Annotated in this window: 11 protein-coding genes; 6 read left to right on the forward strand and 5 right to left on the reverse strand. The window is 66.6% G+C overall.

Features of this window, described 5'->3' with window-relative positions; translation table 11 throughout:
* Positions 1-26: 26 nt before the first annotated feature.
* Complete coding sequence (locus ACLJPD_RS03030) at positions 27-1,115, reverse strand: alpha/beta hydrolase (protein WP_410870154.1); 1,089 nt, start codon at positions 1,113-1,115, stop codon at positions 27-29.
* Between the two features lie 385 nt (positions 1,116-1,500).
* On the opposite strand from ACLJPD_RS03030, the gene ACLJPD_RS03035 reads away from it, so the two are divergent.
* Positions 1,501-2,604, forward strand: a complete 1,104-nt coding sequence (locus tag ACLJPD_RS03035) for a metallophosphoesterase (protein WP_410870155.1) — start codon at positions 1,501-1,503, stop codon at positions 2,602-2,604.
* Between the two features lie 38 nt (positions 2,605-2,642).
* Here the strand turns inward: ACLJPD_RS03035 and ACLJPD_RS03040 are convergent, their stop codons facing one another.
* Complete coding sequence (locus ACLJPD_RS03040) at positions 2,643-3,338, reverse strand: LppP/LprE family lipoprotein (protein ID WP_410870156.1); 696 nt, start codon at positions 3,336-3,338, stop codon at positions 2,643-2,645.
* 175 nt (positions 3,339-3,513) lie between these two features.
* Between ACLJPD_RS03040 and ACLJPD_RS03045 the strand changes: the two genes are divergently transcribed.
* Positions 3,514-3,870, forward strand: coding sequence for a PadR family transcriptional regulator (locus tag ACLJPD_RS03045; protein WP_410870157.1), 357 nt, complete (start codon positions 3,514-3,516; stop codon positions 3,868-3,870).
* Complete coding sequence (locus ACLJPD_RS03050; RefSeq protein ID WP_410870158.1) at positions 3,861-5,198, forward strand: permease prefix domain 1-containing protein; 1,338 nt, start codon at positions 3,861-3,863, stop codon at positions 5,196-5,198. Before ACLJPD_RS03045 ends, ACLJPD_RS03050 begins: the two co-directional genes overlap by 10 nt.
* On the opposite strand, the gene ACLJPD_RS03055 is transcribed toward ACLJPD_RS03050, so the two are convergent.
* Positions 5,199-5,582 (reverse strand): DUF1304 domain-containing protein, encoded by a 384-nt coding sequence (locus ACLJPD_RS03055; protein WP_410870159.1) that lies wholly within the window; start codon positions 5,580-5,582, stop codon positions 5,199-5,201.
* Between the two features lie 101 nt (positions 5,583-5,683).
* Here ACLJPD_RS03055 and ACLJPD_RS03060 point away from each other — a divergent pair, with 101 nt between their 5' ends.
* Both ACLJPD_RS03060 and ACLJPD_RS03065 read left to right on the forward strand, forming a co-directional pair.
* Complete coding sequence (locus ACLJPD_RS03060) at positions 5,684-7,078, forward strand: 3' terminal RNA ribose 2'-O-methyltransferase Hen1 (protein ID WP_410870160.1); 1,395 nt, start codon at positions 5,684-5,686, stop codon at positions 7,076-7,078.
* 1 nt (position 7,079) lies between these two features.
* Complete coding sequence (locus tag ACLJPD_RS03065; RefSeq protein WP_410870161.1) at positions 7,080-9,599, forward strand: polynucleotide kinase-phosphatase; 2,520 nt, start codon at positions 7,080-7,082, stop codon at positions 9,597-9,599.
* 23 nt (positions 9,600-9,622) lie between these two features.
* On the opposite strand, the gene ACLJPD_RS03070 is transcribed toward ACLJPD_RS03065, so the two are convergent.
* Positions 9,623-10,267, reverse strand: coding sequence for a dihydrofolate reductase family protein (locus tag ACLJPD_RS03070; protein WP_410870162.1), 645 nt, complete (start codon positions 10,265-10,267; stop codon positions 9,623-9,625).
* Between the two features lie 59 nt (positions 10,268-10,326).
* Here ACLJPD_RS03070 and ACLJPD_RS03075 point away from each other — a divergent pair, with 59 nt between their 5' ends.
* A complete protein-coding gene (locus ACLJPD_RS03075) occupies positions 10,327-10,845 on the forward strand; it encodes a winged helix-turn-helix transcriptional regulator (RefSeq protein WP_410870163.1) in 519 nt (172 codons plus the stop codon).
* Here the strand turns inward: ACLJPD_RS03075 and ACLJPD_RS03080 are convergent, their stop codons facing one another.
* On the reverse strand, positions 10,846-11,862 hold the full coding sequence (locus ACLJPD_RS03080) for a fatty acid desaturase family protein (protein WP_410870164.1): 1,017 nt from the start codon (positions 11,860-11,862) through the stop codon (positions 10,846-10,848). It abuts the gene before it with no gap.
* Positions 11,863-11,947: the final 85 nt, after the last annotated feature.

Below are 11,947 nucleotides of genomic sequence, written 5' to 3' on the forward strand. Positions count from 1 at the left end.
AGCGGCGGTTTCGGTTGTGGCAGAGGCTACTTCGGCGGCTCGCCACCAGCGGGTGCACCACCGGCCGGTGGCCCATCGGCGGGCGGTGCGCCACCGGCGGGCGGCGTCGCGCCCGCGGGCAGCGGCTTGCCGATATTGCGCGCCATGTCCGGCATCAGGCGGATGGCGACCTGTTCCCAGGTACCCCAGTTGTGGATGCCGATCTCCGGGAAGTCGTAGCTGACATTCTCGTAACCCAGTGCGGTGACACGCTTTTCGAACGAGCGCGTATTGGCCAGCGCGATCGCTTCCAGCGGCATGCCCTGGGTGATCGCGTCGACCGAGGACAGGTCCTGGTCGGCGGGCTTGGCGCTGCCCGCGGAGACATAGAGGCGGGTGTTGTTCGCGATCAGTTTCTCGACGAACCCGTACGGGTCCATCCGCTTCCACTTCTCGCTGCCCGCGGGTGCCATCGCCTCGATGTTGTACCCACCGCTGGCGATCATCGCCCCACCGAGCGCCTCCCGCATGCCGGGCATCGACATGTGCAGGTAGCCCGACAGCGACCCGGCGTAGGTGAACTGCTCCGGGTGGTAGGCCGCCATCAACATCGCCGCGCTACCACCGCTGGACAGGCCGACCACACCGTTGCGGGTGGAACTGAAGCCGAGCCGGGACTTCATGGCCTCCGGCAGGGTCTCGGTGATGAAGGTTTCCCACATGTACCTGGTGGTCTTGCCCTGGGTGTCCTCCCAGCCGCCGATCGCGGAACCGGAGTCGGCGCTGGGCAGCATCGACCCGTCGGGGTTGACGCCGTTGAAGCTGCTCGGCTGCTCCCAGTCGGCGTAGAAGCTGGACTGCCCGCCGACCGGCATCACCACGTTGATGTTGAACTTCGCTATCTTCGCCGGGATGTCGGTGTGCTTTTCCCAGCCGTTGAGATCGTCCTCGGCACGCTCGCCGTCGAGCAGGTAGACCACCCGATCGGTATTGCCGTCGGCCGCGCGAATGATCCTGGTGTTGATCTCCCCCATCGACGTGTCCACCCGGAAGTCGATGGCGGACGGGTCGGCATCGGCGGCCGCGGGCGCGACCGACGCGCCGAACGGCAGCACCATCACCACCGCGCCTACCATGACCCGCCGGAACACTCCGGATCGGTGTCGGCGCTCCTGCGCCCCTCCCACAATTACGCCACGCATGATCGGTGTAGACCTTTCCCTTTGTGCGGCCGCGCCGCTTCCCCACTCGACCCACCGCGCCTGTGCAAGCTGCTGGCGGGGCCCTGTCCGGCAGCATAGCGCGCCCCTGATCCCGGGGGGACATCGAATTGTGCAGTGACGCAGCCCGCTTCGTGCCGGTGATCGAGACCCGCACCCCTGCGACCAGGCCATCGTCGGAGGTCGCGGGATTCGCAGCCGAAGGTGGCCGGACAGCGAGCGCTACTCTGGGAAGTCGATTCGCGGCCGCGCCCGGCCGCCCTGCCCAGACGGGACCACCGTGAAGTTCGCCGTACGCCTGATGATGATATTGCTGGTCGCCGCGCTGCTGTTCGGGCTGCCGTGGTGGACGCTGGTCTCGGGACCGACCGGTGGCAGCGGCACGCTGTTCTGGCTCGGGACCGCGGTGTTCGTGGCGGGATTCCTGTGCCTGCCCCTGGCGATGGTCCTCGGGCACGGGCCAGCGCAGTCCGACCCGGCGGTGATCGTCGGCGACACCCTGCTCGGGGTGCTGTGGGTGGTGTTCTCCTGGTCGGTGATCGGGCTGTTCGCGCGGGGCGCGCTGGCTGTCGCCGGGGTGGACGGTGCCCGGATCGTGGCGTTCGGGGTGCTGGTCACGTCGGTGGTACTGGTCGGGTGGGGTGTGTACGAGGCGCGTCGGGTGCCGCGGGTGCGCACTGTCGATGTCGCGATCCGTGGCCTGGCCGAGGGACTCGACGGGTTGCGCGTGGTGGTCGTCACCGATACCCACTACGCGGCCCTGAATCGGCGGCGCTGGTCGGAGCGTGTGGTCGAGGTGGTCAATGCGCAGCAGCCCGATATCGCCTGTCACGCCGGTGATCTCGCCGACGGTTCGGTCGCGAAACGCCAGACTCAGGTCGATCCGCTCGGCAAGGTCGAGGCCCCACTCGGCCGGTTCTACATCACCGGCAACCACGAGTACTTCGGCGACGCCCAGGGCTGGATCGACTACATGGCCTCGCTCGGCTGGCAGCCGCTGCACAACCAGCACACCGTCCTCACCCGCGACGGCGACCGACTCGTCATCGCAGGCATCGACGACCCGACCGGCAAGAGCCTGCCCGGTCACGGCCCTGATCTGCCTGCCGCGCTCGCGGGAGCCGACCCCTCGCTGCCGGTCGTCCTGCTGGCCCACCAGCCCAAACAGATCGCCGACAGCGCCGCGGCGGGTGTCGCGCTGCAGATTTCCGGTCACACGCACGGCGGGCAGATCTGGCCGTTCCACTATCTCGTCCGGCTCGACCAGCCGGTGGTCGCGGGCCTGAGCCGCCACGCGAACAACACCCAGCTCTACACCAGTCGCGGCACCGGCTTCTGGGGTCCGCAACTGCGGGTCTTCGCGCCCAGCGAGATCACGGTCTTGGTGCTGCATCCGGAGCACTGACCTTTCGAGTCGCCCACACGGTGGGCGACTCGTCTCGATCAGCGGTGCGGTTGGGTGACCTGCGACGGCAGCGGACCGCTCATCACGACATTCGAACCGGTCCACGAGTAGGTGATCGTCGCGGGTCCGCCCTGGGGCGCGGCGAAGGGTTCGTCTCCTGCCAGCCAGCGGTATTCGACGGTGGCGGAAGTGAGGTTCGAACCCACCACCTGGGTGAACGCGTACGGCTCCGAAGTTCCTGTGCCCAAGTACTTTCCGTCGTGGAAGAACAGCACATGAATCGGCGCGCCCGCCGAATTGCCGCCGATGGCGCGGACCCATAGCAGCTCACCGCAGCTACCCGGCTCGTTGGCGGAGGCTTGCCCGGCGACCCAGCTACCGGACAGGCTCGCGAGCGCGTTCTGCACACCGGCCGAGGAGGTATCGATGCAGCGCCCCGGTCCACTGATGTTGTTTCCGGAAGCGGGCGAGGTGGTGCCGGGAGCGGGAACGATCGTGGGAGCCTGTGTGACCGGCGGTGTTTCGGGCTCCGGCGCGATGGTGGCGCCGGGCTGGGGTGCGGATGTCTCCTCGGACGCCACCGGAGCCTTGGTGCCCGGCGCGTCGGCGGTCGACGAGGCAGCAACTGCGCGGGAGGTCGAAATTGTTGTCCCCGAACCACTCTCGTCATTGCAGCCTGCGACCACTGCCGCGGCGACGGCGATCAGCGCGCTCATCCGAACTGCGTTCTTCATGGTTCCTCGATTCCGTGTCCCCTACGCGCTGTAGCGCGTCTGTGCTGACTTCATCGGGGTGCCGAGGACGGCCGTTAGGCGGTTGAAAGCATTCCTAACCCTAGGTGGCAACATCTACACCCTGATACCTAGATCTGCTAGGTTATGGCCTAGATCTTCTAGGTATAGGAGCGCTATGCGCATAGACAAGGACCTGGTGGCGGCCTCGGCAACACCGCTCGTGCTGGGGATTCTGGCCGACGGTGAGTCGTACGGCTATGCCATCCTCGAGCAGGTCAACAAGCTGTCGCACGGCCGGATGCAGTGGACCGACGGGATGCTGTATCCGCTGCTGCACCGCCTGGAACGACTCGGGCACGTGTCCTCGACGTGGCGGGTGTCCGAGGGCGGACGCCGCCGTAAGCACTACCTCATCACCGATTCGGGCCGAGCCGCACTCGCCGAACGGCAGGCGCAGTGGACCGTGGTCGCCGAGGCGCTCGACCAAGTCTGGCGCAGTGCCGTCCAGCCGCCGGCGAAGGGATGGGCGTGATGGAGTTGCAGGTTCTCATCGACCAGTGGCGCGGATACGTCCAGCGGCACCGCGCCATTTCGCTCGCCGATGTCGACGAGATGGAAGACCATCTGCGCGAACAGATCTCCACACTGCAAGCCGCGGGGCTGTCGGGGGACGAAGCCTTTCTCGTCGCGGTCAAACGGATGGGCAGCATGGACGCGATCTCACGGGAGTTCGCGCGCGAACATTCCGAAAGACTCTGGAAGCAACTGGTTCTGGTGCCGGAGGAGTCCGAGAGCGGCGCGGGCAGGCGCGAGCTGATGGTGGTTCTCGCCCTCGCCGTCGCGTCGGCGCTCGCGGTGAAATCGGGTCTCACCTGGCTGGACGAGTCCGTCCTTGGACGCAACATCAGCCTGCTCGTATTACCCTTCCTGGCAGGCTATTTCGCATGGAAGCGGCAGATCTCCCTGCGGGTGGCCGCCATCGTGTTCGTGCCTTTCGTGCTCACCGCACTGGTCCTGAACCTCTACCCGTTCGAGCCCGAAGGGGCCACCGAGATCATCGCCGCGATCCACGCGCCGATTCTGTTGTGGCTGGTGGTCGGCCTCGCGTACACGGGCGGTGACTGGCGCTCCGAACGACGGCGGATGGATTTCATCCGTTTCACCGGGGAATGGTTCGTCTATGTGACGTTGCTGGCGCTCGGCGGCGGCGTGCTGATCGGGCTCACGGCCGGCGTATTCGGAACCCTCGACCTCGACATCGAACCGGTGATCGAGGACTGGCTGCTACCCTTCGGTGCCGCGGGCGCGGTGATCGTCGCCGCCTGGCTGGTCGAGGCGAAGCAGAACGTCGTGGAGAACATCGCGCCGGTGCTCACCCGGGTCTTCACCCCGCTCACCATCGTCATGTTGTTCGCGCTGCTCGTCGCCCTCGCGTCCACCCGCAGCCTGACGAATATCGACCGCGAGATGCTCATCCTGATGGACCTGATCCTCGTCCTTGTCCTCGGCCTGATCCTCTACACGATCTCCGCCCGCGACCCACTGACCCCACCCGGGTTCTTCGATCGCCTGCAACTGCTGCTGGTGGTCACCGCACTCGTCGTCGACGTGATGATGCTGGCCGCCATGCTCACCCGCATCGCCGAATTCGGCTCCACCCCGAACAAGGTGGTCGCGCTCGGCCTGAATGTGGTGCTGCTGGTGAACCTGGTGTGGTCGGGCCGTCTCGGCGTCGGATTCCTGCGTGGCACACGCCGATTCGTCGACCTGGAACGGTGGCAGACGCGCTACGTCCCGGTCTACGGCGGTTGGGCGGCGGCCGTCGTCGTCGTGATCGGGCCGCTGTTCGCCTTCGAGTGATCAGAGGTTCGCGAAAATCAGCGCGACGCAGCCGATGAGCGGCGCGGCGAGCTGGATGACGGCCGGTCGGGCCTTGTCGGGCGAGGAGAGCAACAGCACTGCCCCCGCCGCGACCATCGACCCCGCACCGGCCAGCACCAGCGCCAAGCCGACTCCCGCGTCACCGAACGCGGTGAAACCCATCCCGACCGCCGCGACAATCGCCAGGAAGAGGTTGTAGAAGCCCTGGTTGAACGCCATCTCCTTGGTGGCCTCGGCCTCGGCGGCCGATATCCCGAACGTCGCCCTCGTCCTCGGGTGGGTCCACTGCAGCGACTCCATCACGAAGATGTAGCCGTGCATCAGCACCGCGATTCCGACGAAGATCAGCGCGAGAACAGTCATCGATCCACCTTCCCAGCGAACACCGGCGTTGTCCTGCGATTATCACCCAGCGCGGAATCACGTCCGCAAAATGGGTAGCGTGTCCGTGACAGGATCTAGCTGTGCTGTTGACGATCTCCACGACCCACGCCCCGGCGACCGACCTGGGTTATCTGCTGGTGAAACACCCCGACCGAGTCCAGTCGTTCACGACCACCGGCGGCACAGCACACGTTTTCTATCCACAGGCCGATGCCGAGCGCTGCACGGTCGCGCTGCTGCTCGACGTCGATCCCGTCGAGTTGGCACGACCGACCAAGGGGCACAACGGTTCCGCGCTCGGGCGCTATGTCAACGATCGGCCGTATGTGGCGTCGAGCCTGCTGTCGGTGGCGTTGGGGAAGGTGTTCCGGTCGGCGCTGAACGGGACGAGCCGGGATCGGGCCGAGCTCGCCGAGACGCCGATTCCGTTGGACATCGAGATGCCCGCGGTGCCGTGTCGGGGTGGGACCGAGATCGTCGAACGGCTGTTCGCCCCGCTGGGCTGGACGGTGTCGACCACGTCGGAACCGCTCGACCCCGAGTTCCCGGAATGGGGCTCCTCGCCCTACACCCACCTGCGGTTGGCCGGGACATTGCGGCTGGCCGAGGCGCTGAACCACCTCTATGTGCTGCTGCCGGTACTCGACGACGCCAAACACTATTGGGTCGATGCCGACGAGGTCGACAAGCTGTTGCGCGCGGGCGGGGGCTGGCTCGGTACCCATCCTGATCGTGAGCTGATCGCGCGGCGCTATCTGGCCGGTCGACGGACACTCATGCTGTCGGCACTGGAACGTCTGCGCTCGGTGGACGAGGTGGTCGACGATGCCGAGATCCCCGGGGATGCGGTCGAACGCGTCGAAGCCGCCGAGCGCCGTACGCCGCTGGTGAAGCTCCGCAAAGAAGCGGTGCTCGCCGCGCTCGCCGAGACCGGCGCATCGCGTGTACTCGATCTCGGTTGTGGCCAAGGGGCTTTGCTGCTCGCGCTGCAAGCCGAGGCGCGGTTCACCGAGATCGTCGGCGCCGATGTCTCGAGTGCCGCACTCACCATGGCCGAGCGCCGCTTGAAGTTCGATCGGATGTCGGACCGGCAGCGCGCCAGGATCACGCTGATCCAGTCCGCGCTGACCTACCACGACAACCGGCTACAGGGCTTCGACGCGGCGGTGCTCATGGAGGTGATCGAACACGTCGACGAGTCCCGGTTGCCCGCCCTCGAACGCGCCGTCTTCGGACATGCCGCACCCGGCGCGGTGATCGTGACGACACCGAACGTGGAGTACAACGTGCACTACGAATCCCTGGACGGACACCGCCACGACGATCACCGATTCGAGTGGACCCGTACGGAATTCGCCGCCTGGTGCGCCCGTGTCGGCGCAACCTTCGGCTACACCGTCGACATCCGCCCGGTCGGCGACCCCGACTCGCGGACCGGCTCCCCCACCCAGCTCGCGCTCTTCCGGAAGGCCTGACATGAACATCGACCTCCCCGAACTGTCGCTCATCACCCTCATCGGTATCTCCGGCTCCGGCAAATCCACGTTCGCCCGCGAGCACTTCAAGCCCACCGAGGTCCTGTCCTCGGACTTCTTCCGTGGCTTGGTCGCCGACGACGAGAACGACCAGACCGCGACGAAGGACGCCTTCGACGCGCTCGGCCACATCGCCGGGATCCGGCTGCGCGCCGGGCGGCGCGTCGTGATCGACGCCACCAATGTGCAGAAGCACGCGCGGGCCGAATTGGTCGCGCTGGCAAGATCTTTCGATGTGTTGCCGGTCGCGATAGTCATTGATACGCCCGAAGCGGTGGCGTGGGAACGTACTCAGGGCCGCACCGATCGCGACTTCGGGCGCAATGTCCTGAAGCGGCAGAGTCAGGATCTGCGGCGTTCGCTGCGCGAGCTCGGCCGTGAGGGATTTCGCAAGGTGCACGTCGTGCGTGACCCAGCCGACGTGACGATCACCTACGAGAAGGCGTGGAACGATCGGCGGGAACTCACGGGTCCGTTCGACATCATCGGCGATGTGCACGGCTGCCGAGCCGAATTGGAAACGCTGCTGGGCGAACTCGGATGGACACTGGTTCGCGACGAGGCGGGCCGTCCTGTCGACGCCACGCATCCGGAGGGGCGTCAGGCAGTATTCGTCGGCGACCTCGTCGACCGCGGGCCCGATTCGCCGGGCGTGCTGCGGTTGGTGATGGGGATGACCGCCAGTGGCAACGCCCTGTGTGTGCCGGGTAATCACGAGCAGAAGCTGCTCGAGAAGTTGCGTGGCAAGAACGTCACGGTCTCGCACGGTTTGGCGGAAACACTCGAGCAACTGGACAGCGAGACACCGGAATTCGTCGCCGCCGCGGCGCAGTGGATTCATGACCTGGTGAGCCACTTGCGACTGGACGGTGGTCGTCTCGTGGTGGCGCACGCGGGGCTGAAGGAGGCGTACCACGGTCGGGCGTCCGGGCGCGTGCGCGACTTCTGTCTCTACGGCGAATCCACCGGGGAGACAGACGAATACGGTTTGCCGGTGCGCTATCCGTGGGCACGGGACTATCGCGGTGCGGCGACGGTCGTCTACGGGCACGTGCCGACGCCGAAGGTGGAGTGGATCAACAACACCGTCTGCCTGGACACCGGTGCAGTGTTCGGCGGCGAGCTGACGGCGATGCGCTACCCGGAGAAGACATTCGTCGCGGTGGCGGCCGCACAGGTGTACTACGAGCCGATCAGGCCGCTCGCCGACGCCAAATCCGCCCGCGACAACGAGACTCTCGATCTCGCCGACGTCACCGGGCGCAGGCACATCCGGACCGATCACGGCACAGTGATCGTCGATGCCGAGAACTCGGCGGCCGCGCTGGAAGTGATGAGCCGGTTCGCGATCGACCCTCGGCTGTTGCTGTGGTTGCCGCCGACCATGTCGCCGCCGTCGACGTCGACCGTCGATGGCTATCTCGAATACCCCACGGAGGCGTTCGCCGACTATCGCGCGGCGGGCGTGGACAAGGTGGTGTGCGAGGAGAAGCACATGGGGTCGCGGGCCGTGGTGCTCGTGTGCCGCGATCAGGCGGCAGGCCGTTTCGGGGTCGGCGACGGATGTTCCGGTGCGATCTACACCCGTACCGGCCGATCGTTCTTCAACGATTCGACACTGACCGAAACCCTGCTGGCCCGCGTCCGTGCGTCCGTCGCACCACTTTTCGACGAACTCGAATCGGACTGGCTGCTCCTGGACTGCGAGCTGCTGCCCTGGTCGGCCAAGGCTGCCGGGCTGATCCGCACCCAGTACGCGGCCGCCGGCGCGGCCGCACGGTCCGCGCTTCCGTCCGCTGTCGCGGCACTGGATGCCGGACTCGCCCGTGGGCTCGACCTCGGCGGCCTGCGCGACCGCACTGTCACCCGAGCCGAGAACGCGGACAGGTTCACCACCGCCTATCGCCGATACTGCTGGCCGACAACAGGTCTCGACGATGTCCAGATCGCCCCGTTCGCCCTCCTGGCTTCCGAAGGCGCCACCTACACCGACCGCGACCACGGCTGGCACCTCGACATCAGCGACCGAATGGTAGCGGCCGACCCCGTCACCTTCCGCCCCACCGCCCGCCGAATCGTCGACCTGTCCGACCCCGCCGCCGAAGCCGAAGCCACCACCTGGTGGCTCGAGCTCACCGCGGCGGGCGGCGAAGGCATGGTCATCAAGCCCCACGCCGGCCTCGCCCACCGCGCCAAAGGCAAACTCGCCCAACCAGGCATCAAATGCCGAGGCCGCGAATACCTGCGCATCATCTACGGCCCCGACTACACCACCCCCACCAACCTCACCCGCCTGCGCGACCGCACCCTCAGCCGCAAACGCACCCTGGCCCTGCGCGAACACACCCTCGGCCTGTCCGCCCTGGACGCCGTCGCCACCGGCGAGCCCCTGTGGCGAGTCCACGAACTGGTCTTCGCGATCCTCGCCATGGAATCCATCCCCACCGACCCCCGCCTCTGAGGTAATCGCAGGTCAGCTGGTACTTATCGGCGCCAGAAGAAGTGGTGGACCACGCCGCTGGGGCTGGGGATCTGCTCGAGGTGGAAGCGGTCGGTGTATTCGTCGGGGCTTTCCCAGAATCGTTCGCCCGCACCGATTTCCACCGGTGCGACGGCTATGTGCATCGCATCGATGAGGTCGGCGGCGAGGAACTGGCGAACCGTGGCGACGCCGCCGCCGATGCGCACGTCCTTGCCGTCGGCGGCGTCCAGCGCCTGGGCGAGTGCGTCCTTCGGGGTGGCGTCGAGGAAGTGGAAGGTGGTGTCGGCCAGGGTGAACGACGGGCGCTCGTGGTGGGTGAGGACGAAAACCGGGGTGTGGAACGGTGGGTTGTCGCCCCACCAGCCCTGCCAGTCGTGGTTCTCCCACGGGCCACGCTGCGGGCCGAACTTGTTGCGGCCCATGATTTCCGCACCGATGTTGAAGGCGAAGTCGCGGATGATGTAGTCGTCGAGGCCGTAGGTGCCCCCGGGATCGGTGCGGTTCACCCAGTGCGCGGTGGCGCCCGCCCAGGACATGAGGTCAGCGGGGTTGGCGTGGCCGAAGGGACGCTCGGCACTCTGCCCCTCCCCCGCGCCGTACCCGTCGCTGGAAATAGAGAAGTTCTGAACACGAACCATCTGAGCCATCGGGGTGCCCTTTCTGATTGCAGTATGCAAGCAGTGACAACGTAGCCTAAACTGATCCTGTGTCGCAACCAGTTGCTCAGGAAAAGTTACCCGTGCCGCCGGGCAAGTCGGGCTGCCCGATCAACCTGACGGTCGAGCTCCTCGGCGACCGCTGGAGCCTGATCATCGTGCGCGACATCATGTTCGGCGGGCATACGCACTTCCGGGAGCTGCTCACCGGGTCCATCGAGGGCATCGCCTCGAACATCCTCGCCGCGCGGCTCACCAAACTCGTCGCCGCGGGTCTGCTCACTCGCGACGACGACCCCAGCCATCGTCAGAAGGTCGAATACCACCTCACCGAGGCCGCGATTCAGCTCGTTCCGGTGCTGGCCGCGCTGGGCGCGTGGGGCGCGCGATGGTTGCACACGGCGCCGGAGCTGACCGTGCGCGCCGAGTTGCTGGCTGCGGGTGGGCCCCCGATGTGGGACCGATTCATGGACGAACTGCGCGCCACCCATCTGCGCGGCGCGCCACTTCCCGACGACGGGGTGCTCGCGGAACTCACCGCCGCCTACCTCGCGGCGATCGGCGACTAGCTAGCGCGCAGCCTGTCGGCCGACCTCGTTCAGGTGTGCCATCGCCTGGCGGTAGGACTCGAACAAGCCGGTCTCGCAGTAGGGAACGTCGATCTCGGCGCAGAACTGGGCGACCATCGGCTGGGCGCGGCGCAGATTGGCGCGGGGCATCGACGGGAACAGGTGGTGCTCGATCTGGTAGTTCAGGCCGCCCATCGCGGTGTCGACGAGGAAACTGCCGCGCACATTGCGGGAGGTGAGCACCTGGCGGCGTAGGAAGTCGGTGTTGTCGCCGTCGGGCAGCACTTCCATGCCCTTGTGGTTCGGGGCGAAGGTGGAGCCCATGTACAGACCGAACAGGCCCTGCTGCACAGCGATGAACACCAGCGCTTTACCCGGTGAGAGCACCAGGAACGCCGCGGACAGGATGCCGATGAAGTTGGCGGCGAGCAACACGCCTTCCCAGACACGGTTCGGGATCGGCCAGCGGAACACCGCGACGACGCTCTTCCAGTGCAGACTGCCACCTTCGAGCAGCAACAGCGGGAAGAACAACCACGCCTGATAGCGGAAAATGAAACGGCGCCAACCCTTTCCGGCCTTCGCGCGCTCACCGGAGAACGCCAGCACGCCCATCGCGTCCGGGTCCATACCCTCGGTATTGGGATGGGCGTGGTGCCGGTTGTGATTGCTGGTCCACCAGCCGATGCTCAGCCCGATCAGGAGATTGCCCGCGATCAAGCCGTACAGATAGTTGGCCTTGCGACCGGCGAAGATCTGCTTGTGCCCCGCATCGTGCCCGAGGAACGCGAGCTGCGAGAACACCGCGGCCAAGAACACCCCGACCAGCAGCGTCCACCACGAGTCACCGATGGCGAAAAACGCCGCCCAACCAGCAACGAAAGCCCCCACGGTCAGCGCACTCTTCCACCCGTAGTACCCCACCTGCCGGTCGAGCAGGTCCGCCGCCCTGATACGACGCAACAGGACCGAGTACTCACTGCCACGCACGGGGACGACATCAGACGCGATAACCACGAGACAAGCATGGCGCATGCAGGCCACGACTGGGTGAACGGGTTGCAGATCCGCGATATCCAACTCTGGGTGGTCGCGGAGTGTC

The organism is Nocardia sp. A7 (assembly GCF_046549215.1).
Lineage (GTDB): Bacteria > Actinomycetota > Actinomycetes > Mycobacteriales > Mycobacteriaceae > Nocardia.